This is a genomic window from Plantibacter sp. M259, assembly GCF_006065115.1.
In the GTDB taxonomy this organism is placed as follows: Bacteria; Actinomycetota; Actinomycetes; order Actinomycetales; family Microbacteriaceae; genus Plantibacter; species Plantibacter auratus.
Map to the genome: position 1 here is coordinate 3,248,814 of NZ_CP040750.1, position 20,840 is coordinate 3,269,653.

Here is a 20,840-nt window from a genome sequence, read left to right on the forward strand (position 1 = left end):
GCCCTGGAACGCGAAAGGTGACCATGGGCGTGTGGCGGAAGAGCCGGCGGAAGCCGATGAAGCCCTACGTCGCGCCCCCCGAGGTGGCTCCGCCGCCGGTCGAGCACGCGGTCGAGGAAGGCCTCCTGATCGCGCGGTCCTGGACCGTAGTCGAGGTCACGAACTGGATCATCGAGCGAGCACTCCGCGACGGCGCGTCCTACGACGCCGAGGCGACGCAGGCGGCTGTCCGACGCGAACTGGGACGCATGGCCGACGAGCAGGAGGAGTACGCGGACCTCGCACGGGAGGCGCGCCAGACGGCGTTCCAGCGTCGGGGGAGTGCACGACACCAGCACGACTACCGCGCGGGCGACCTCAGCGCCCTGTCCCGTCGCCGCGAGGTGTACTCGGGGCTCGCCGCCGAACTCCGTCGGGTGAGCAAGGACGAGGAGTTCGTCGCGGCGATCGCGGAATCCGCTCGTGAGCGTGCGTGGGGCGACCTGGAGCGCGCCATCCAGGCGAAGCTCGACCGGGTCCTCGACGAGCCGGTCGTCGACGAGCACTACCGGCGTGCCCGGAGCCAGCGGCTCCGCTGGTTCCGCGATCTCGACCTCGCTGCCCTCATCGCCGCCAATCCGAAGGACGGCAGCATGCCGGTCGACGACGGCCCGAACCCCTACGAGGACTAGCGCGGCCGGTTCGAAACGGCTCGCCGGTTCTGCTAGCCTGGACAAGTAGTTGGGCCCATGGCGCAGTCCGGTAGCGCACCTCGTTCGCATCGAGGGGGTCAGGGGTTCGAATCCCCTTGGGTCCACCAGCTGCAACGACAACCCCGCACCTCACGGTGCGGGGTTGTCGTGTTTCCGGGTGTCGGCAGCGTCCTGTCCCGTGTCGGCGGCGCCCCGCGTCCTGTACGGTCAGGGGCACGGCGCCGCTTCGGTTCCCGTGAACGGGACGAGCAGTCATGCCAGCAGCATCCGAACCGACCGTGCAGCACGACGCCGTCCTCGGGGTGATCGGCACCTCGCTGAAGCCCGACGAACGACGCGTGCCGATCCACCCGGCGCACTTCGAGCGCATCCCGGAGGAGTTCCGGTCTCGGATCGTCGTGGAGCACGGCTACGGTGCCCGGTTCGGCGTCTCCGACGAGGAGATCGCGCCCTACGTCCGCTCGTTCGCGACGCGCGCCGAGGTCGTCGCGCAGGCCGACGTCGTCCTCCTGCCGAAACCGCAGCTCGAGGACGTCCAGGAGCTCCGCGACGGGCAGACGCTCTGGGGCTGGCCGCACTGCGTCCAGGACACCGCGCTGACGCAGCTCGCGATCGACAAACGGCTGACGCTGATCGCCTTCGAGGCGATGAACCACTGGGCCGCTGACGGTAGCTTCGGCTTGCACGTCTTCCACAAGAACAACGAGCTCGCCGGTTACAGCTCGGTCATCCACGCGTTGGAACTCTGCGGATCCACCGGCAGCTACGGCCGTCGCCTGACCGCGGTCGTCATCGGCTTCGGCGCGACCGCCCGAGGTGCCGTGACCGCGCTCAACGCCCACGGGATCCACGACGTGCGCGTGCTCACCAACCGCCGGGTCGCGGCGGTCGCGGCGCCCATCCACTCCGCCCGCATGATCCAGTTCGACCACGACGACGGCCCGTACCTCAGCGAGGTCATCACCGACGAGGGTCGCGTGCCACTGGCACCCTTCCTGGCGGAGAGCGACATCGTCGTCAACTGCACCCTGCAGGACCCCAACGCACCACTGCTCTACCTTCGTGAGGACGACCTCGGCGCGTTCCGGCCAGGGAGCCTCATCGTGGACGTCTCCTGCGACGAGGGGATGGCCTTCGAGTGGGCGCGCACGACCGGGTTCGACGACCCGATGTTCACCGTCGGGCGCGGGGAGATCAACTACTACGCGGTCGACCACAGTCCGTCGCTCCTGTGGAACTCGTCCAGCTGGGAGAACAGCGAGGCGTTGCTGCCGTTCCTGCCCACGGTGCTGGCAGGGCCGGACGCCTGGGTCGACAGCCTGACCGTCCAGCGGGCTGTGGAGATCCAGGACGGGGTCATCTTGAACCCGGCGATCACCGAGTTCCAACACCGGTCGGCCGAGTACCCGCATGAGGTCCAGCCGGGCTGATCGGTTCTTGGCCGACTGCGCGAGCAGTGGGGCCGCGGCGGGCCTCTCGGTGAACCGCTGACGGAGGCACCGCGCCCGGGAGGCCTCTCGTGGGCACTTCGACAGGCTCAGTGACCGGGAGATGTGCACCCGGCTTCACCCCGGTCCCCGAGCAACCATCGCGGTCCCTGAGCAGCCCCCTCCGGTCCCTGAGCTTGTCGAAGGGCGCCCGCAATCACTCCGGTCTCCGAGCAACCTTCGCCGGTCCCTGAGCCTGTCGAAGGGCGCACGAGGAAACTTGCACAATCGAGACGACTCAGCATCTGGAATGTCAGTGGTCCATGATGGACTGGTTCCATGACCGAGACCACCCTCACCGCGATCCGCGCGAGCGACGAATACGCCGCGCAGCTCGCGGAGTTCTCGGATCACTACGCGGACATCCAGCGTCGTCGGGCTGCTCTGGACGCTGAGGAGGCCCGGCTCCTCGCCCGCTCTGCCGCTTACGCAGACGCCTTCGCAGACGTCACGGTTCCGTCCATCTTCCCGCCGGCCGAACGCCAGGCACTTTCCCGCCGCTCCACCTGTGCGGCCCTCGCGATGGCGACGCGCACGCCCGAGCAGGCGGTCCAGCGCGCTACCAACGACGCCGAGCGGCTCGTCAACGACGCCCCGGCCGTGCTCGCGTCTCTCGAGGCGGGCCGCATCTCGGCTCGGCACGCCAAGACGATCACCGACCAGCTCTGCGACGTGCCCACCGACGGGCGGGCCGTGTTCCTCGCCCACGTGCTCCCGGTCGCGGAGCAGGCCACCGATGCGGAGCTCGGCAGGCGAGCTCGAGTCCTTCGCGAGCGTCTGCACCCGGAATCGATCACCGCACGCGCCAAGCGCTCCGAAGCCGACCGCCGAGTCGAGTTCGAACCCGCCGCCGACGGCATGGCTTGGGTGCATCTCTTCACCAGTGCGCCGATCGCGCAGGGGCTCATCGAGCGGGTCGAAGCCGCCGCGGCGGAGTCACGCCAGGCGGGCGACACCCGCACCTGCGCCCAGCTCCAGGCCGACGCCCTTGCAGCCCTGGCTCTCACCGGTGTGACTCCGGAAGACGTCATGTCGAGCCCGGTGCTCCCGCACCCGATCGAGGTCCAGGAGCACATCAGACCCACCGTGCAGATCACGGTGCCCGCGCTCAGCATGGCCGGCGTGAGCGACACCCCGGCAACCCTCGACGGATACGGGCCGATCGACCCGGAGACCGCGGCACGTATCGCGGTGAACGCCCCCAGCTTCACCCGCATCCTCGTCCAGCCGGAAACGGGAGCGGTGCTCTCCGTCGGGCGGAATCAGTACCGCGTTCCGGCCGACCTGCAACGCGCGGTCCGGCTTCGGGACGGCACCTGTCGGGCACCGGGCTGTGGGCGACGAGCCAGAGCATGTGATCTCGACCACTCCGTCGCGTGGGAGGACGGCGGCGCAACAGATGTCGGCAATCTCGCGTGCCTGTGTCGACATCACCACCGCATGAAGCACCTCCCCGGGTGGAACCTCGACCACGGGCCCGGTGGCGTGCTCGAGTGGACGACACCTGACGGGAAGCAGTATCGGACCGAGCCGGATCCCGCGCCCTTCTGACCAGTTTTGGTCCCTGAGCCTGTCGAAGGGTTCCTCGTGGGCACTTCGACAGGCTCAGTGACCGGAAGCGGTGTGCCCGGAACGATGAAGCGTCCTCGTGGGCACTTCGACAAGCTCAGTGACCGGGCTGGACTGTGCTCGGAGGCATTTCGGTCCCTGAGCCTGTCGAAGGGCGGCCCGGGCCGTGTCACTTGGGTGAACGGGGAGGTTCGCTCGGTTCACGTGGGACCCGCCGGCCACGTGAACTCGGCCTGAGAGGTTCGTGGCAGGCCGCGCAAGCGGTCGAGCGCGGCATGCACCCGCCCCTACGCTTGACGCTTGCGCCGTACGGCATCGGTCGGCGGAGGAACACAGAGTGCACGACCGGCTCGAGGAGGCATGGATGTTCGTTTGGCAGAGCTGGTGGGGTGTCGCCGCAGCGGCCGGGATAGCGCTGATCGCAGCGCTCGTCGTCATCGTGATCGTGTCGGTGTCCTTCCGGATGGCGGCGCGGCGGAGCGACTGGCCGGGTGCGCTCGCCGGGAGTGCCAGGCACCCCTTCCGGGCCCTCGTGGTCTTGGTCGCCGTGTGGCCCGCGGTCGCAGCGACCCTTCCCGATGAGACCACCCGTGGGTTCATCGACCAGACCTTCCGGATCGCCGTCATCGCCGCAGCGACGTGGCTGGTCGCCGCGCTGCTCGCCTTCGTCATCGGGCTCGGCCAGGCCAGGTATCGCATCGACGTCCCGAACAACAAAGTCGCCCGCCGCATGCAGACACAGCTCGCGCTCGTCCGTCGCCTGGCGATCGCGGTCGTCGTCATCGTCGGTGTCGCGTCGATCCTCCTGACGTTCCCCGGCGTCCAGGGCGTCGGGGCGAGCGTGCTGGCCTCCGCCGGTGTCGTGAGCATCGTCGCCGGCCTCGCGGCGCAGTCCGTCCTCGGGAACGTGTTCGCCGGGATCCAGCTCGCCTTCAGCGATGCGATCCGGGTCGACGACGTCGTCATCGTCGAGGGGAGTGGGGCCGGATCGAGGAGATCACCCTCACCTACGTCGTCGTCGGCATCTGGGACGATCGCCGCATGGTGCTCCCGTCCACCTACTTCACCTCCACGCCCTTCCAGAACTGGACGCGGAACACGAGCGAGCTGCTCGGGTCGGTCGAGTTCGACCTCGACTGGTGGGTGAGCCCCGCGGTCATGCGGACCGAGCTGGAGCGCATCCTCGACCGCACCGACCTCTGGGACGGCCGGGCACAGGTGCTGCAGGTCACGGACGCCGTCGGGGGCTACGTGCGCATCCGCATCCTCGTCACCGCGGTGGACGCACCGACCCTCTTCGACCTCCGGTGCCTCGTGCGCGAGCAGATGGTCGAGTGGATCCTCGCGCAGAACCCGTCGGCGATCCCGCGCAACCGCGTGCAGATGGTCGAGCAGGAGGCTCGTCCGGTGCCGAAGCGCGGCGGGCCGGTCACCGAGCCCGTCGGGCTGTTCAGCGGCAGCGCCGAGGCCGAGCAGCGCGCGAGCCTCTTCACCTCATCGATCACCCTGCCCGACCTGGACGACGAGCCCGAACGCTGACCGTCGCCCGACCGGGCGTGTGTGCACCGAATCGTTGTCGTTCCGGCGATCCTGTATGCGCTTCCCGTCGCTACCATCAAGGGAACCTCGCCGGGTGACCCACCGGTGGGCCGTCGGTGCTGCTGCCGACACGAACGGACGGCGCCGGCCCGAACCCGGCGACGGCATGCGAAGGAGACCGCGCGTGAACGACGACACCCTCTTCCTCACCGATGAGGACACCGCCGTCCCCGGCGAACGCCCGGAACAGCGTCTCGAACGACGCTCCGCGTCCGTCCTGAAGCACCGACTCCTCGAGCAGGAACGCAAGCAGTTCGAGGAGTCCCTCGCCTCGGCCAAGGCGGACGGCGCCCTCGAACGCGCAGCGGCCCTCATCGTCTCCGCTCGACGACGTTTCCTCATCGGGGCGTCGAAGTCGTTCACCTACGCGTCACTCCTCGCCGCGGACCTCAGCTACGGCCTCGCGAACGTCACGCTCATCGACGGCACCATCGTGCGTCCCCTCGACGTCCTCAGCGACGTGCGTACGAGCGACGTCATGATCGCCGTGTCGCTGCAGCGGTACCGCAAGTACACGATCGACTCCGTCGTCCCATTCGCCGAGGCGGGAGGCAGCCTCGTGCTCATCACGGACGCGCCGGACGCCCCGCTGACCCCGTACGCCGACGAGACGATCGTGCTCGGCCGTGCCGAGGACGGGCACCCGAGTTCCTCGATCGGGATCGCGCTCACGCTGCACATCCTCGCGACGCTCACGACGGCCAGCGCCAAGGGCGCCGGCCGTCGGGCGGTGGAGCGGGAGCGCCTCGCCGAGACGCTCGGGGTCTACGTCTCCGACGAGGACTGAGCGCGGACCGGGATCAGCTTCCCGAGCCCTTCCCCTCGCGCACGATCGACAAGGGTTCCGTGATGTCCTCGAGGGACTTCCGCGCGGCGTCGACCCCGAAGATGAGGGCGATCAACCCGCCGAGGACCATCACGCCGGCACCGACGATGTAGCCCACGGTGAGCGGCCCGCGGTCGGTGCCGTCGCCGATCAGGATCCCGTAGAGCAGGGGCGCGACCGAACCCGCGATCTGTCCGATCGCGAAGAAGTAGCCGATCACCTGGCTGCGGAGCTCGAGCGGGAAGATCTCGCTCACGGTCAGGTAGGCGCTGGACGCGCCGGCGGAGGCGAAGAAGAACGAGACGCACCAGAAGATCGTCTGCGTCGTCGCGTCGAGCGCACCGGCGTTGAAGAGCACCGCCGACACGGCCAGCACCGCACCGGAGACCCCGTAGGTGAGGAAGATCATCTGGCGACGACCCCAGGTGTCGAACAGCCTGCCGAGGAGGAGCGGGCCGAGCAGGTTGCCGATCGCGAAGGGGAAGAAGTAGTACTGCGTCGACGAGGGGCTCGTGCCGTAGAAGTTCTGCAGCACGAGCGCGTAGGTGAAGAAGATCGCGTTGTACAGGAACGACTGGGTGATCATCATCGCGAGGCCGACGAAGGTGCGCTTCGGGTACTTCGAGAAGAGGACGCCGAAGATGGTCCGGATCGGGATGTGGCCCTGGGCCTGGACCGTGAGCGCCTTCGACTCGTCGACCGGCTCGATCGTCCCGCCCTGCTTGCGGACGGTCGCCTCGATGTCGTCGACCGTGGCCTCCGCCTCCTGTTCCCGACCGTGCGTCATGAGCCACCGCGGACTCTCGGGGATGTGGCGGCGCAGGAAGATGATGGCGAGACCGAGGACCGGCCCGATGAAGAATCCGATGCGCCAGCCGACGTCCTCGGCGAAGTAGTCGGTGTTCAGCAGGAACAGGTTCGCCGCCGATCCGAGGGCGGCGCCGCCCCAGTAGGTGCCGTTGATGGCGATGTCGACGTGCCCGCGGTACTTCGACGGGATGAGCTCGTCGATGGCCGAGTTGATCGCCGCATACTCGCCGCCGATGCCCATGCCGGCGAAGAACCGGAAGATGGCGAGGAACCAGAACGTGGGGGACAGGCCGGCGATGCCGCTCGCGACGAGGTAGATCGCGAGGGTCAGGATGAAGAGTTTCTTGCGGCCGAGGCGGTCCGCCATGCGGCCGAAGACGAGGGCACCCGTCACCTGGCCGAGCAGGTAGATCGTCCCGAGGAGGCCGACCTCAGCCGCCGAGAGGCCCAGCGACTTCTGGAACCCGGCGGAGGCGACGATCTGGATCTCGAGGCCGTCCAGCACCCACGAGAAGCCGAGACCGACGACGATCATCCAGTGGAACCGGGTCCACGGCAATCGGTCCATCCTGGCGGGGACGAGGCTCCGGACCGGGGCCGGTCGCCCGGAGGTCGACGTGTTCGACATGGAATGACTCCTTCCACGGCCGTCCCGTCGACGGTCGATCCGGGAGATGACGCTACTCCCGCGGCGGGCATCGGACGTCGCTGATCGGTGCCCCTTGACTTCGTCCTGGCGGAGGAGCACCCTACGCCCGGCACCCCGTGTGATGGCGCCCGGTGGCGCGGAATGGTCGTACGCTCGAAGCGCGACGAGATCGCGGGCGGCTGCCGAGGGCCGCCGAGGAGGAGGCGGCATGCACCTGGTCGAGGACAGCACGGAGACGGACATCACGCGGGTCTTCCAGGACCGGATCGCCTCCGGCGTCGCCCCGGGGTCGTACGTCGCCGTGTTCGACCGCGAGCGGGTCCGGTTCGAGCAGGGGTTCGGCGGAGTCACCGTGGGCGGTCCGGTGCCCGACGCCGACACGCTGTTCCGCATCGCCTCCTGCACCAAGAGCTTCACCGCGGCCGTGCTCCTCATCCTCCGCGACGCCGGCCGCCTCGACCTGGACGCGCCCGTGGACGGGTTCGTGCCGGAGTTCGCGCCGGTGCTCCCTGACGGCATCGCCGTCCGGCCGACCGTGCGGATGCTCCTGACGATGTCGGGTGGGCTCGGAACGGACGATCCGTGGGGTGACCGCCAGGAGTCGATCAGCGTGGACGAGTTCCGGCGGCTGCTCGTGCGCGGCGTCCGATGCGTCACGACACCCGGGACGGCGTTCTCCTATTCGAACCTCGGCTATGCGCTGCTCGGGCAGGTCATCGAGCGCGTGACCGGTGGCTCCTACATCGATGCGGTGACCTCGCTCCTGCTGGAGCCGCTCGGGCTCGGCGCCGTGTTCGAGCGACCCGAGGGCGACGGGGCGGTCACGGCGACCGGTCATCGTGTCCGCCGCGAACGGGCCGTCGATGAAGACGGCCGATTCGTCGAGGTCCCGTTCTCCGGCCCCGGGGTCTTCTCCTCGATCGGCGGGCTCTTCGCCTCGGCCTCCACCCTGATCGGATGGGCGCGCTGGCTCGACGGCGCCTGGACCGGGGACGAGACCGGACCGCTGTCGAGCGCCAGCCGCCGCGAGATGCAGCAGCTGCACCGGTTGGCTCCGTCGCGGCCCACCCTCGACGGCGTGCCGCCGAGACTCGCGCTCGGCTACGGCTTCGGCCTCTTCGTCGAGGAGGACGCCGACCTCGGGACGCTCGTCTCGCACTCGGGCGGCTACCCCGGCTACAGCGCCCACATGCGGTGGCACCCGACATCCGGGTTCGGCGTCGTCGCCTTCGAGAACGCCGGTTACGCGGCCGTGGCGAAGCCCGCCGAACAGGCCCTGCGGCTGGCGATCGCCGGCGCACAGGCCTCCGGCGAGCTGCCGGAACCGGCGATCCGCCCCTGGCCGGAGACCCTCGTGGCGTCGATGACCGCGACCGGGCTGCTGTCGCACTGGGACGACCGTGTCGCCGCGTCGCTGTTCGCCGAGAACGTCGCCCTCGACCGCCCGCTGGACGAGCGACGCGAGGCGGTCGACACCGCTGTCACCGCCGTCGGTGGTATCGCCGAGGTGGCTTCGGGGCGCGCGACGCCGATCTGCGATTCGCCGGACCACCTGGTCTGGTTCGTCGAGGGGACGGAGGGCCGCCTCCGCCTGGAGGTCCGGATGACACCCGTGCTTCCGCTCCGGGTCCAGACCTTCACGGTCACGGTCGACGACCAGGGGGAGTGAACGCCGAACGCCGGCAGCTGAGGCTCAGCTACCGGCGTTCAGGTGGAACGGGGTGGTTCGGGTCAGCCGATCGAGTCGTCGTCGCCGTTGCCGTTGCGGTTCGTCGGGGAGATGTCCTCCGTCGACTCGACGTACTCGTAGTCGGTCGTCGTCGGGCCGTCGTGGTCGCCGGTGTTCGTCGCTTCGCCGACGGGACGGTAGATGAGCTGGCCTTCGCCGTAGGGCAGGACGAGCTCGCCGTCCTGACCGTCTTCGAGCGGGATGATCTCGCTGTCGAGCGGGCCGCCGGTGAGTTTCGCAAGAGTCTGTGACATGCCGCCAGCCTAGCCCCGACGACTGTCAGAGTGCTGCGATGGTCCAGGACACCCGGTGTGGTGTATTGGGAGCCAGGACGACGAGATCGGTCCCGGTCGAGAAGGCGTCGGGGGGACAGGTCATCGGTTCGACGGCGAGCCCCAGTCGGTTCAGCTCCGCGACGGGCTGATCGGCCGTGTGCACCTGGACCCAGGGCAGACCATCACCCCAGTGCATGGCGACGCCGCTGCCGGATGGCGTCGTCACGCGCACCGTGACCCGGCCGTCGACGTCGCGGTCGAGCGCCGTGTACGCGTGATCGATGAAGGTGTCGCCGATGGTCCGGGGTTCGCGGAAGTCGAAGTGCTCCGTCGCCTCCGTGTCGACGGGCTCCAGCGAGACCGGGATGAGCCGGTCCGGCGTGACGGTGAGCACCTCGGCAGCGGGCAGTTCGAGCGTCCAGTCGTCGACGCGGCCCTCACCCGCGACGAGGTACGGGTGCGGTCCCGTGCCGTAGGGCGCGTCGACGTCGCCGAGGTTCAGCGCCTCGACGTCGGTGCGGAGTCCGTCGTCGTCGAGCGTGTAGGTGGCCGTGACCTGGACGCGGAACGGGTAGCCCTCCTGCGCCTCGATGATCACTCGGAACGCCGCGGACGCGGCGCTCGACGCCACGAGGTCCCACTCCGACCAGGCGGCTAGCCCGTGGAGGGCGTGGCCGCGAGCGGGTTCCGTGAGTGTGAGCTGGTGGTCGACGCCCGCGAAGGTGTACCGGCCGTCGACGACGCGGTTGGGCCACGGGGCGAGCATGGCGCCGCGGAACGCCGGACGGACCTCCTCGGCGTCGAACGGGACGACGAGGTCCCGCCCCTCGTGTCGCAGGAACCGCAGTGAGGCACCGACCGAGGCGATCGACGCGGTGTACGCACCGTGCTCGAGATCGACACGCCGTCCCGAGATCGGACGTCGGTCGACGGAGGCGGACGGGGACACGGCGCTGGTGGATTCGGTCACGGCCCCATTCTGTCGCATCGACGCCGACCGACCCGGGCGGCTGGCGGTACGGGTCTGCCGGTGTGACGCGGCTCAGTCGAGCGAGCGGCCGCGCATGTCCGACAGGAACAGCGCGGCGACCGCGGCGACGACGAAGAAGGCGGCGAACACGGAGAAGAGCAGGGCCTGTCCTGCGAGGAGGAGCACCGGAACCGACAGCGGGGCGATGATCGAGGCGATGCGGCCGATACCGGCGGCCCACCCGGCCCCCGTCGCACGGAGCGCCGTCGGATACAGCTCCGGGGTCGTCGCGTACAGGGCACCCCAGGCGCCGAGGTTGCAGAAGGACAGGCACATGCCGAACACGATGATCATCGGTTCGGTCGTCGCCGTGCCGAACAGGACCGCCGACACAGCGGAGCCCGCGAGGAAAGTCGCGAGCGTCTGCTTCCGTCCCCAGGCCTCGATCAACCAGGCCGACACGGCGTAGCCCGGGATCTGGGCCAGGGTGATGATGAGGGTGAAACCGAAGGACCGGACGAGCGAGAAGCCGGAGGCGACGAGGATCGTCGGGATCCAGATGAACGCGCCGTAGTAGGAGAAGTTGACGCAGAACCACACGATCCAGAGCGCCCCGGTGTCGCGGCGGTGCGTGGGCACCCACAGTCCACGGAGGCGCTGACCGGCGGAGAGGCCGACGCTCACGAGGGTGTCGGTGGTGGTCTCACCGGCGGCCTCCGGGTGGGCGACGCCGGCCGAGGCCTCGAATTCGCGGACGACGTCCTCGGCCTCGCGGTGGCGCCCACGCGACTCCAGGAACCGCACCGACTCCGGCAGTCGCGTCCGCACGATGGCGGCGTAGACCGCGGGCAACGCGCCGATGGCGAGCGCCCAGCGCCACCCGTCGTCGCTCGTCGGCACGACCAGGTAGCCGATGAGCGCGGCGGCGATCCATCCGATGGCCCAGAACGCCTCGAGGAACACGATGATCCGCCCGCGGATCCGCGGCGGGGCGAACTCGCTCATGAGGGTCGACGCGACGGGCAGCTCGGCGCCGAGTCCGAGGCCGACGATGAACCGCAGCACGATGAGCACGCCGAGTCCCCAGGCGAGGGCCGACGCGCCCGTCGCGATGCCGAACACGAGCAGGGTGATCGCGAAGACGTGGCGCCGACCGACCCGGTCGGCGAGCAGACCGCCGAGCGTCGCACCGATCGCCATGCCGAGGAACCCCGCTGAGGCGATCCAGGAGAGCTCCGTGTTCCCGAGCTGCCACTGCACGGCGAGCTGGGCGAGCACGAAGGACACGAGCCCCACGTCCATGGCGTCGAGGGCCCAGCCGACGCCGGAACCGACGAGCAGTCGCCCGTGGGCCTTGGTGAACGGGAGCGCGTCGAGGCGCTCGCTGCGGGTACGGGGTGTGGTGGGGGCGGTGGACACGTCACCATTCTGGTGCAGGATGTGCCCACCGGCGCCGGTCCGTCGCAGATAGGCTGACGACACGAACTGCAGGCGTGCGGCCGGGCAGTTCACCCGCTCCGCCCGCCGTTCCGTCGAAAGGCCACTCCCGTGACCGATGCACCGCCTCCCGACCCGCAGCAGCCTGACGGCCGCCCGCCGCAATGGCCGACGGGTCAGCAGCCGCAGCACCCCTCCGGTCAGCATCCGCAGCAGCCGTATGGTCAGCAGCAGAACCCGTACGGCCAGCAGCAGCCGCAGCACGGCCAGGGACCGCAGCAGCAGAACCCTTCCGGCCAGCAGCCGCAGCCGCCGTATGGACAGGGACCGCAGCAGCAGAACCCGTACCAGCAGAACCCGTATGGCGGGCAGCAGAACCCCTCCGGCGGGCAGCCGCAGCAGCCCTATCAGCCGCAGCAGGCCCCGTACCAGCAGCAGCCGCCGCAGGGCCCTCCCGGGTACGGCCAGCAGCCGCCGCCTCCTGGTGCCCCGAAGCGCAAGCGGACGGGGCTCATCATCGCCCTGGCCGTCGGTGTCCCGCTCATGTTGGCGGCGATCATCACCGTCGTCGCCCTCGTCCTCACGCAGGGTGGCGCACCGGTCGCGGACCCGAGCCCCACCCGCTCGGCCACCCCGACGAAGACCGCGTCGCCGACGCCCACGGAGACGGACTCGACGCCCGAGCCGACGAAGACCTACGTCTCCATCCCGCCCGACCTCGACTTCGCGGCCGGGCAGGACGTCCCCGCCGAATGGACGGCCTACCTGACGAACGACCTGGACTCGTCCTGGGCGGCGATCGGTCCGGACCGGAACGGCGTCGAGATCTACCGGAACGCGGCGACCTCGTGCGACGTCGGACTCGGCGACATCGCGCTGACGCCTGACGAGATCGCGGTCGGAGACGACGAGAAGTCGAGTGACGCCTACATGGCGAAGTACGTCGGGGCCGACTACGTCAAAGCGGACGGCACGACGGAACAACTGAACTACAACAGCGGCGGGGGCCTCATCGAGTTCCGGGTCCTGTCGTGGACGCAGCCGTCGGGGGAGCGCACGTACTGGGGCGTCCGGTCGCTCACGAAGATGGGGATCCTCGTCGTCTTCACCTTCACGTGCAAGGACCAGGGGTCGCTCGACCTGCTCGCGAACGACGTCGTGAACCTCATCTCCGTGGAGCTGCTCCCGAAGCGCTGACCGGCCCCGGCGTCAGAACGCGCGAAGGACCGCCTGCGCGACCGTGAAGATCGCGAGGCCGGCGAGCGCACCGACGATGGTGCCGTTCAAGCGGATGAACTGCAGGTCGCGTCCGACGAGCAGCTCGATCTTCTGGGTCGTCTCCCGGGCGTCCCAACGCTCGACGGTCTCGGTGATGATGCTGGCGATGTCGTGCCGGTAGCGGGTGACGACGTAGGACAGGGCGTCCGCGACGCGGGTGTCGACGCGGGTGGAGAACGCTCGGTCGGTCGACAGTCGCCGGCCGAAGTCCGCGATGGTGCCGGCGATCCGCACACGGAGGTCGCTGTCGGGGGCGTCGAGTGCCTCGAGGAACGCGCTCTTCGCGGCTGTCCAGGTCTTGCCGGCGACCTCCCGGACACGAGGACTGTCGATGACCTCGTGCTTGGCGTTCTCGAAGCGGGTGATTGTCGCGTCGTCGTGCTGCAGCTGCTCCGCGAGCTCGCCGAGGTACCCGTCGAGGGCATGACGGAGCTGGTGGTCGGGGTCCGCGCGGACGGCCTGGACGAAGGACACGGCCTCCCGGTAGAGCTTGTCGTCCACGAGCCGGTCGACGAAGGACGGCACCCAGGTCGGCAGACGGCTCGAGACCAGGCGCTCGAACGCCTTCGGGTTCGTGCTCAGCCACTCACCTGTGCGGTCGAGGAGGAGGTCGACCGCGTCGTGGTGCGCGCCGACACCGACGATATGCTCGACCCAACGGCCGATGTTCGGAGCCCACTGCGGGTCGATGAGGTGTTTGGACGCCAACGCCTCGATGACTTCGCGGACGTCGTCGTCGGACAGCGTCTCCAGGAGACCCCGTACGGCGATGGACCCCTCGGCGGTGACCCGCTCGGCGTTCGCGGGCTCGGACAGCCATCCGCCGAGCTTCTCCGAGACGGAGACGGACGCGAGCTTCTGCCGCACGACCTCCTCGGAGAGGAAGTTGGTCTCCACGAACTCGCCGAGGCTGACGCCGATCTCGTCCTTGCGCTTCGGGATGATCGCCGTGTGGGGGATCGGGATGCCGAGCGGGTGCCGGAAGAGGGCGGTGACGGCGAACCAGTCCGCGAGCGCCCCGACCATGCCGCCTTCCGCAGCGGCCCTGACGTACGCCAACCACGGGTAGCGTCCCTCCAGCGCGAACGCGACGGCGAAGATGACCGCCATGACGAGGAGCAGTCCGGTGGCCAGGCGCTTCATCGCGCGCAGGGCTCGCGCGCGGTCCGCGTCGGCGGCGGTGAGTTCGAGTGTGGGGGAGCTCGTCATCCGCCCATCCTAGGCTCGTCGACCGTGTCCTCCGGTCGGATGGAGCAGGAGGATACCGTACCCCCTGGTGGTACCCTGAGCCGGTGATCGAAGACATCAAGAAGCGGGCCCTGCACCGGACGAAGATCCTCGAGGGCCAGATGCGTGGTCTCGAGAAGATGATCGAGAACGAGGACTACTGCATGGACATCATCACGCAGTCGCTCGCCATCCAGAAGTCGCTGGGATCCCTCAACAAACTCCTCGTCGAGAACCACTTGCTGACCCACGTCACGCAGATGTTCGAGGAGGGCGGGGACAGCAAGGACGCCGCGGTCGGCGAGCTGTTGCGGATCTTCGAGCTCAGCAACAACCGCGGCTGAGCCGAGTCGTCAGGCCGGCCCGAGCCGTCACACGGGCCCGAGCCAGGCGTTCGCGACGGTGGCGTGGGCGGACTCGTCGTCGGACGGATGGAACATCCCGGCGAGGACGTCGCGGTACAGCCGGCCCAATTCGCTCGCGGCGAAGTAGCTGCCGCCGCCGGCGACCCGGATCGCCTGATCGACGACCTCGCGGGCGGTCTCCGTCGCGCGGACCTTGAGCCCGACGAGTTTCGGGAACCAGAGCGCGCCATGGTCGACCCCGTCGTCGAGGTCCCGGGCGATGCCGGCGAGCTGTGGCAGCATGCCGTCGTACGCGATGGCGGCCGCCGCGATCCGACGGCGGATGTCGGGGTCGGCCGCGTAGCTCGCGCCACCGGCCTTCTTCGACGTCTTCCGGTGGGCGGTCTCGACCGCGAGCCGGAGGGCGCGTTCGCCGATGCCCGTGTACACGGCGGCGATGAGGGTCTCGAAGCAGGCGAAGATCCCGAAGACGATGGGGTCCGGGTTGGGCCCCGGGTCGAGGCGTCGGACGATGTGCTCGGCCGTCGACTCGGCGCCCTGGAGCAGGGTCGTCCTGCTCTGGCTGGCGCGCATCCCGACGGTGTCCCAGTCGTCGAGGATCTCGAACCCGCCGCGCGAGCGCTCGATGAAGCCGTAGACCACCTTCGGACCGTCGGCCGAGGTCGTGTCGAGCCCGGTCGTCCCCAGCCAGGTCCACGCGGGTGAGAGCGAGGTGAAGATCTTCCGGCCGTGGAACCGATAGGAACCGTCGGGGCCCGGACGGGCTTCGGTGTCGGATCCGAAGAGCACGAGGTCGTTGCCCGCCTCGCTCACCCCGAACGCGTAGAGCTCGTCCCCGGCAGCTCCCTCGAGGACGAAGCGGAGCGAGTCGTCTCCTCGGGTGTGGAGCAGTCGCGCGACCCCCGTCCACACGAGGTGCATGTTGATCGCGAGGGCGGTCGCCGGGGCGGCGGTGGCGAGCCGGGATTGGAGCAGCGTGACCTCGCTCAGGCCGAGGCCGAGGCCGCCGAACTCCTCGGGGACGAACGCCCGGAGATAGCCGCACGCTCGCAGCTCGGCGAGGTCTTCGTCGAAGAAGGCGTTCTCGCGGTCCGCCACGGCGGCACGTTCGCGGATGCGCTCGACGAGCCCGTCACTGAGGATCGAGGCGGGGTCGAACGACCGATCGGATGGATGGTGCTGCGCTTGAGCGGTCACCGGTCCATTGTCGCATCGGGCCCGGCCGAGGTGGCAGGTGTCTGCGAGCGGCGAGCAGCGCGCCGACGGCCCGACCTGACGAGGAGGACCACGACCGCGGCGACGACCGCGAGGGGGAGCAGCCACGGCACCAGGACGCCGACCACGACGACGAGCCCCGAGGCGGCGGCGACGAGCGCGTTCCACCCGGCGACCACGCCGCCCCAGAAGTCGGTGGGCACACCCGGTGCGACCACGCCTGGGGCCACGAAGCTCACGAACACGGAGGAGAAGTCGACCTGATCGGCGAGCGCGTCGCGCTGGGCGACGAGCCCATCCAGTTCCGCCTGCCGCTGGGACAGGCTGGTCTCGGCGGCGAGGAGGTCGGCCGTCGTGGTCGAAGCCGCCATGAGTCCGAGCAGTCGGTCGACCGAGGCCTGGAGGGCGGTGACCCGCGCGTCGAGGTCGGCGGCCTGTGCCGTGACGTCCACCGCGGACACGGAGAGGTTGTTCACCGTGCCGAGCGCCTGCAGCTGCGCGAGCACGTCGTCGAAGTCGTCGGCGGGGATGCGGACCGTCAGAGTCGCCTGCGCGGCCTGGTCGGAGGTGCCCGGAGTCTCATCGCGGCTGTCGACGCGCCCGCCCGCCTCGGTGACGATCCGGGTGGCGTCCGTCGCGGTGCTGATCGGGTCGTCAGCGGTGACGGTGAGTGAACCGGTCGTGACCACCTGCTGTTGCGTGAGGTCGGGGGAGGCGGCGCCGTCGACGCCGACCTGTGCGTCGCCGGCGACCTGGCCGGTCACGGGCATCGCAGCTCGCGAGTCGCTGCCGGCCTCGGTGCTCGACCCGGCCGAGCAGCCCGAGAGGACGAGCCCGACGAGGACGGCGGAGACGAACACGGTGGTGGTGCGGGTCACTGCTGAGCGCTTCATGGCATCACCCTAGAGAGCCGCCGCACCGCGGAGGTGCAGGGACCCTGGGAAGCGGGTCACGATCAGGTCTCGCGACGCGCATCACCCGAGGGAGCCGCTGTACCGCGGAGGTGCAGGGACCGTGGGAAGCGGGTCGTGATCAGGTCTCGCGACGCGATCGCTGTTCGAGTTGCAGCTCGGCCCAATCGCCGATGGCCTTCGTGGTCTCCGCCGGGCGGTCCCGGTGCACGTTGTGACCGGCGCCCTGGACGATCGTCAGGCTGACTTGGCGGTTGGCGAGGACCTCGGCGGCGAGCGCGCCGCGGAAGAGGCTGTACACCTCAGGGTCGGAGGCGATCACGAAGGTCGGGTTGCGCAGAGCGGCCGCTGCGGGGCGGACGTCCCACGGACGGTTCTGTTCGCTCGTCTGCTCGATCGCCCACCGGCTCGCCTCGGACACCGCCTGGACCTTGATCTCCACGTCCAGTGGGTGCCACTCGGGGTTCTTCGCGCGGACGGATGCGATCGTGTTGTCGGCGAAGGCGGCCTCCTGGCTGGCCCGGATGATCTCGGCGTCGTGGTCGTCGAGCGCGATGGCGGGGTCGAGCAGCACGACCGCCGCCGCCCATCGGGGATCGGCTGCGGCGGCGACCGCGGTGGCGGCGCCTCCGAGCGAGTGTCCGACGACGAGGTCCCACGCGGCGTGCCCGACGCCGGGCACGGGGGTCGGCCTGGTGGCCAGCAGATCGGCGGCGTAGGCCTCGACCCGGTAGTCCAACGCACGAGGAGCGACGCCGTGGCCGCGGAGGTCGACCGCCTCCACGAGCCAACCGCGATCGGCCAGGGCTGCGCAGAGGCGCCAGGTGCTCGGACCGTTGCTGCCGAGTCCGTGGACCACGAGCGCCCGAGCCGGCGCGTCGTGGCGACCCCAGCGGTGACGCGGGAGCTCCACGGGCGTGATCGTGCGGGCGGCGAGGCTGGAAGCGGTGTCGACGACGGGCTCGGTCATGCGTTCAGCCTACGGTCTCGCGTCAGTCGAGCCGGTCCGGGTCGGTGCCGGTGCGCTCGCCGTTCTCGAGCGCCGAGATGGCGGCCAGGTCGTCGGCGTCGAGGGTGAAGTCGAACACGGCGAAGTTCTCCGAGATCCGCGCCGGTGTGGCCGACTTGGGGATGACGATGTTGCCGAGCTGCAGGTGCCAGCGCAGCACCACCTGCGCGACCGTACGCCCGTGCTTCTGTGCGATGGCCCCGAGGTCGGAGGTGGCGTCGGATCCGTCCGCGTCGGGCGTGAAGAAGCGGCCGCGGGCGAGTGGCGACCAGGCCTCCGTCGCGATGCCGTGTGCCGCGTTGACGGCGCGCAACTCCCGCTGGGGAGGAACGGGTGGAGTTCGATCTGGTTGACGGCCGGGGTGACCTCCGCCGACTCCAGGAGCCGTTCGAGATGGCTGCGGTGGAAGTTCGAGACGCCGATGGAGCGCGTACGTCCCTCGGCCCGCAACCGCTCGAGTGCGCGCCAGGTCTCGCGGTAGCGGTCCTGCCGAGGAGCCGGCCAGTGGATGAGGTACAGATCGACGTGGTCGAGGCCGAGGAGGTCCAGGCTCGTGTCGAACGCGCGCAGCGTCTCCTCGTACCCCTGATCGGTGTTCCAGACCTTCGTCGTGACGAACAGCTCGTCGCGGGGGATGCCCGACTCGCGGATCGCGACGCCGGTGCCGCGCTCGTTGCCGTACAGCGAGGCGGTGTCGATGTGGCGGTACCCGACCTCGAGTGCCGTCCGCACGATCTCGGTGCTGGCGAGGTCCGGGACCTTGTAGACGCCGAAGCCGAGCTGGGGGATCGTGTGCCCGTCGTTGAGGAGGACGGTCGGGGTGCTGTCTGCCATGGCACCAGTATCCTCGACAGGGCCACCGTCATCGTCGAAAGGGAGCCCATGCCGCAACTCATGATCGTCACCGGGAGCGTCCGTCCCGAGCGGGTGGGCGGTGCCGTCGCCGAGTGGGTCGAGGGCGTGGCAGAGGCGGACGAGCGGTTCACCGTCGACGCGGTCGATCTCCGCGAGTTGGCGTTGCCGTTCATGGACGAGCCCGCGCACCCGCGGAAGCGTGCCTACGTCCACCCGCACACGATCGCCTGGAGCGAGCGGGTCGACCGGACGGACGCCTTCGTGTTCGTGGCGCCCGAGTACAACTACAGCTATGCGCCCGCCCTCAAGAACGCGCTCGACTACCTCATGCACGAGTGGGCGCGGAAGCCGGTCGGGATCGTCAGCTACGGCGGGCTGTCGGGCGGAACCCGCGGCGTCGTCGCGCTTCGACCTGTCCTGCAGGCACTCGGTCTCGTCAGTACCGGTGCGAACGTGGAGATCCCGTACGTCTCACGGCAGATCGCCGACGGCGTGTTCACGCCCAACGACCGCCAGACGACCATGTTGCCGATGCTGCTGGGCGAACTGGCCGCACTCGACGGGGCCCTCGCGCCGCTGCGCGCCGCCGACTGAAGCGGGGCGGCTCAGGACGGGTGGGTGTTGATCGGCTCGGTGTCGGGGATCGGGCTCGCATCGCGGCCGCGGAGGTCGGGGTGCCACCGGTGACCGATCCACGGGATCACGAAGCCGAAGAGGGCGAACACGCCGGCGACCCAGAACGCACCGACCGCTCCGGAACCGTCGATGAGGAAGCCGGCCGCCGCCGAGCCCATGGCAGCACCGATGAGCTGGCCGGTGCCGACCCAGCCGTAGGCCTCGGCCGTGTCGCTGAACTTCACGCTCGCCGAGACGATGGCGAACAGCACGGCGAGGGCCGGCGCGATGCCGATGCCGGCGACGAAGAGGGTGACCGACAGCCACCAGGCGTTGAGGAAGAGGCTCGCGACGGCGAGTCCGGCGAAGACGATGAAGATGCGGCGCGCCAGCGCGTAGGGACCGATCGGGGTGTGTCCGAGGGCGAGGCCGCCGGCCAGCGAGCCGACCGAGAAGATCGCAAGGACGATACCGGCCTCGAGGCCGTCGTGCCCGAAGGTCGCGACGACGCCCGCCTCGACGGCCGAACAGGCGCCGATGAGGAGGAAGCCGACGACGGTGGCGAGGAGGACCGGCGGGCGCTTGAGCACCTGCCCGAGCTTGCGACGGCTCCTCGGGATGCGGACACGCCCGACCTCCGGTGAGGAGATGAACCACAGGCAGCCGGCGACCATGATCACCGCCGCCAGGGCGATGCCCCAGACCGTGCCGACCTGGGTGGACACGAAGGTGGTCACGACGGGCCCGAGCACCCAGATGATCTCCTGGGCCGATGCGTCGAGGGAGAACAGTGGGGTGAGCTGCTGGGAGGTGACGAGCTTCGGGTAGATGGTGCGGACCGCGGGCTGGACGGGCGGCGTGCTCAGCCCGGCGACGAATCCGACCGCCATGTACGCGGGGACGGTCATGGTGACGAGGGCGATGGTCGTGACGGAGACGGCACAGACCGCGAGGGTGAGGAGGAGCACCTTGCGGATGCCCCAGACGCCCATCCACCGACTCGTGAGGGGCCCGGCGATCGCCTGCCCGATGCTCGTCGCGGCGAGGACGAGCCCGGCGGCTCCGTAGGACCCGGTGACTTGCTCGATGTGGAGCAGGAAGGCCAGGGAGAGCATCCCGAACGGGAAGCGTGCGGTGAGCTGCGCCGCGATGATCCGGGCGACGCCGGGGGTACGAAGAAGGTCACGGTAGCTGCTCACAAGGACACCAGTCTAGGGACCGGCTCCGACACGCGCGACACGCCCGCGACACGCCCAAAGCGACAACGGATGTCGGAGGTCCGGAGGAGAATCTCGCCTGTGGATAGATATCCCTCAGACGGG

At 69.8% G+C, this 20,840-nt stretch carries 19 protein-coding genes, 1 tRNA gene and 1 pseudogene; 11 read left to right on the forward strand and 10 right to left on the reverse strand.

Annotation, left to right across the window (positions count from 1 at the left end; genetic code table 11):
- The first annotated feature begins 17 nt into the window (after window positions 1-17).
- The 7 genes from FGL15_RS15235 to FGL15_RS15260 all read left to right on the forward strand — a co-directional run bounded on the left by FGL15_RS15235 (window position 18) and on the right by FGL15_RS15260 (window position 6,134).
- A complete protein-coding gene (locus FGL15_RS15235; RefSeq protein WP_137242059.1) occupies window positions 18-671 on the forward strand; it encodes a hypothetical protein in 654 nt (217 codons plus the stop codon).
- A gap of 51 nt (window positions 672-722) precedes the next feature.
- A tRNA-Ala gene (locus tag FGL15_RS15240) sits at window positions 723-799 on the forward strand.
- Between the two features lie 147 nt (window positions 800-946).
- Window positions 947-2,122: a N(5)-(carboxyethyl)ornithine synthase gene (locus FGL15_RS15245; RefSeq protein WP_138946607.1), complete on the forward strand. Its 1,176-nt coding sequence runs from the start codon at window positions 947-949 to the stop codon at window positions 2,120-2,122.
- A 336-nt stretch (window positions 2,123-2,458) separates the two neighbouring features.
- Window positions 2,459-3,730, forward strand: a complete 1,272-nt coding sequence (locus tag FGL15_RS15250; protein ID WP_138946608.1) for an HNH endonuclease signature motif containing protein — start codon at window positions 2,459-2,461, stop codon at window positions 3,728-3,730.
- 382 nt (window positions 3,731-4,112) lie between these two features.
- Window positions 4,113-4,895 (forward strand): mechanosensitive ion channel family protein, encoded by a 783-nt coding sequence (locus tag FGL15_RS21295; protein WP_255467572.1) that lies wholly within the window; start codon window positions 4,113-4,115, stop codon window positions 4,893-4,895.
- Window positions 4,790-5,287, forward strand: a complete 498-nt coding sequence (locus tag FGL15_RS21300) for a hypothetical protein (RefSeq protein WP_255467573.1) — start codon at window positions 4,790-4,792, stop codon at window positions 5,285-5,287. The genes FGL15_RS21295 and FGL15_RS21300 overlap by 106 nt, the downstream gene beginning before the upstream one ends.
- 184 nt (window positions 5,288-5,471) lie before the next feature.
- Window positions 5,472-6,134 (forward strand): MurR/RpiR family transcriptional regulator, encoded by a 663-nt coding sequence (locus tag FGL15_RS15260; protein WP_197977484.1) that lies wholly within the window; start codon window positions 5,472-5,474, stop codon window positions 6,132-6,134.
- A 13-nt stretch (window positions 6,135-6,147) separates the two neighbouring features.
- On the opposite strand, the gene FGL15_RS15265 is transcribed toward FGL15_RS15260, so the two are convergent.
- Complete coding sequence (locus tag FGL15_RS15265; protein ID WP_138946609.1) at window positions 6,148-7,611, reverse strand: MFS transporter; 1,464 nt, start codon at window positions 7,609-7,611, stop codon at window positions 6,148-6,150.
- Window positions 7,612-7,840: 229 nt separating this feature from the next.
- Between FGL15_RS15265 and FGL15_RS15270 the strand changes: the two genes are divergently transcribed.
- Complete coding sequence (locus FGL15_RS15270) at window positions 7,841-9,301, forward strand: serine hydrolase (protein WP_138946610.1); 1,461 nt, start codon at window positions 7,841-7,843, stop codon at window positions 9,299-9,301.
- Window positions 9,302-9,363: 62 nt separating this feature from the next.
- On the opposite strand, the gene FGL15_RS15275 is transcribed toward FGL15_RS15270, so the two are convergent.
- From FGL15_RS15275 to FGL15_RS15285, 3 genes are all read right to left on the reverse strand, one after another.
- Window positions 9,364-9,615: a response regulator gene (locus FGL15_RS15275; protein WP_079001938.1), complete on the reverse strand. Its 252-nt coding sequence runs from the start codon at window positions 9,613-9,615 to the stop codon at window positions 9,364-9,366.
- A 25-nt stretch (window positions 9,616-9,640) separates the two neighbouring features.
- The gene (locus tag FGL15_RS15280) at window positions 9,641-10,606 is read right to left on the reverse strand and encodes an aldose 1-epimerase family protein (protein ID WP_370281785.1); all 966 of its coding nucleotides are present in this window, start codon (window positions 10,604-10,606) and stop codon (window positions 9,641-9,643) included.
- Between the two features lie 72 nt (window positions 10,607-10,678).
- Window positions 10,679-12,025 carry an MFS transporter gene (locus tag FGL15_RS15285; protein ID WP_240773563.1) on the reverse strand — a complete coding sequence of 449 codons (1,347 nt, stop codon included), beginning with the start codon at window positions 12,023-12,025 and terminating at the stop codon, window positions 10,679-10,681.
- A gap of 129 nt (window positions 12,026-12,154) precedes the next feature.
- Between FGL15_RS15285 and FGL15_RS15290 the strand changes: the two genes are divergently transcribed.
- The gene (locus FGL15_RS15290; protein ID WP_138946613.1) at window positions 12,155-13,240 is read left to right on the forward strand and encodes a hypothetical protein; all 1,086 of its coding nucleotides are present in this window, start codon (window positions 12,155-12,157) and stop codon (window positions 13,238-13,240) included.
- Between the two features lie 12 nt (window positions 13,241-13,252).
- On the opposite strand, the gene FGL15_RS15295 is transcribed toward FGL15_RS15290, so the two are convergent.
- Window positions 13,253-14,530, reverse strand: coding sequence for a DUF445 domain-containing protein (locus tag FGL15_RS15295; protein WP_138946614.1), 1,278 nt, complete (start codon window positions 14,528-14,530; stop codon window positions 13,253-13,255).
- 83 nt (window positions 14,531-14,613) lie between these two features.
- Here FGL15_RS15295 and FGL15_RS15300 point away from each other — a divergent pair, with 83 nt between their 5' ends.
- Entirely contained in the window at window positions 14,614-14,892 is a 279-nt protein-coding gene (locus FGL15_RS15300; RefSeq protein ID WP_064296530.1) for a metal-sensitive transcriptional regulator, read from the forward strand.
- Window positions 14,893-14,919: 27 nt separating this feature from the next.
- Here FGL15_RS15300 and FGL15_RS15305 read toward each other — a convergent pair whose 3' ends face one another.
- From FGL15_RS15305 to FGL15_RS15320, 4 genes and pseudogenes are all read right to left on the reverse strand, one after another.
- A complete protein-coding gene (locus tag FGL15_RS15305; protein WP_138946615.1) occupies window positions 14,920-16,110 on the reverse strand; it encodes an acyl-CoA dehydrogenase family protein in 1,191 nt (396 codons plus the stop codon).
- The gene (locus tag FGL15_RS15310; RefSeq protein ID WP_138946616.1) at window positions 16,107-17,021 is read right to left on the reverse strand and encodes a DUF4349 domain-containing protein; all 915 of its coding nucleotides are present in this window, start codon (window positions 17,019-17,021) and stop codon (window positions 16,107-16,109) included. The genes FGL15_RS15305 and FGL15_RS15310 overlap by 4 nt, the downstream gene beginning before the upstream one ends.
- 139 nt (window positions 17,022-17,160) lie before the next feature.
- Window positions 17,161-18,009 carry an alpha/beta fold hydrolase gene (locus FGL15_RS15315; protein WP_138946617.1) on the reverse strand — a complete coding sequence of 283 codons (849 nt, stop codon included), beginning with the start codon at window positions 18,007-18,009 and terminating at the stop codon, window positions 17,161-17,163.
- Window positions 18,010-18,031: 22 nt separating this feature from the next.
- Window positions 18,032-18,882: pseudogene (locus tag FGL15_RS15320) on the reverse strand (aldo/keto reductase).
- A 60-nt stretch (window positions 18,883-18,942) separates the two neighbouring features.
- Here FGL15_RS15320 and FGL15_RS15325 point away from each other — a divergent pair.
- Entirely contained in the window at window positions 18,943-19,497 is a 555-nt protein-coding gene (locus FGL15_RS15325; RefSeq protein ID WP_240773976.1) for an NADPH-dependent FMN reductase, read from the forward strand.
- Window positions 19,498-19,508: 11 nt separating this feature from the next.
- On the opposite strand, the gene FGL15_RS15330 is transcribed toward FGL15_RS15325, so the two are convergent.
- A complete protein-coding gene (locus FGL15_RS15330) occupies window positions 19,509-20,717 on the reverse strand; it encodes an MFS transporter (RefSeq protein WP_138946619.1) in 1,209 nt (402 codons plus the stop codon).
- Window positions 20,718-20,840: the final 123 nt, after the last annotated feature.

Coding starts and splice junctions, on each gene's coding strand:
- FGL15_RS15245 (WP_138946607.1), top strand. CDS start 947: ATGCCAGCAGCATCCGAACCGACCGTGCAGCACGACGCCGTCCTCGGG.
- FGL15_RS15250 (WP_138946608.1), top strand. CDS start 2,459: ATGACCGAGACCACCCTCACCGCGATCCGCGCGAGCGACGAATACGCC.
- FGL15_RS21295 (WP_255467572.1), top strand. CDS start 4,113: ATGTTCGTTTGGCAGAGCTGGTGGGGTGTCGCCGCAGCGGCCGGGATA.
- FGL15_RS21300 (WP_255467573.1), top strand. CDS start 4,790: ATGGTGCTCCCGTCCACCTACTTCACCTCCACGCCCTTCCAGAACTGG.
- FGL15_RS15265 (WP_138946609.1), bottom strand. CDS start 7,611: ATGTCGAACACGTCGACCTCCGGGCGACCGGCCCCGGTCCGGAGCCTC.
- FGL15_RS15270 (WP_138946610.1), top strand. CDS start 7,841: ATGCACCTGGTCGAGGACAGCACGGAGACGGACATCACGCGGGTCTTC.
- FGL15_RS15275 (WP_079001938.1), bottom strand. CDS start 9,615: ATGTCACAGACTCTTGCGAAACTCACCGGCGGCCCGCTCGACAGCGAG.
- FGL15_RS15295 (WP_138946614.1), bottom strand. CDS start 14,530: ATGACGAGCTCCCCCACACTCGAACTCACCGCCGCCGACGCGGACCGC.
- FGL15_RS15310 (WP_138946616.1), bottom strand. CDS start 17,021: ATGAAGCGCTCAGCAGTGACCCGCACCACCACCGTGTTCGTCTCCGCC.
- FGL15_RS15315 (WP_138946617.1), bottom strand. CDS start 18,009: ATGACCGAGCCCGTCGTCGACACCGCTTCCAGCCTCGCCGCCCGCACG.
- FGL15_RS15325 (WP_240773976.1), top strand. CDS start 18,943: ATGATCGTCACCGGGAGCGTCCGTCCCGAGCGGGTGGGCGGTGCCGTC.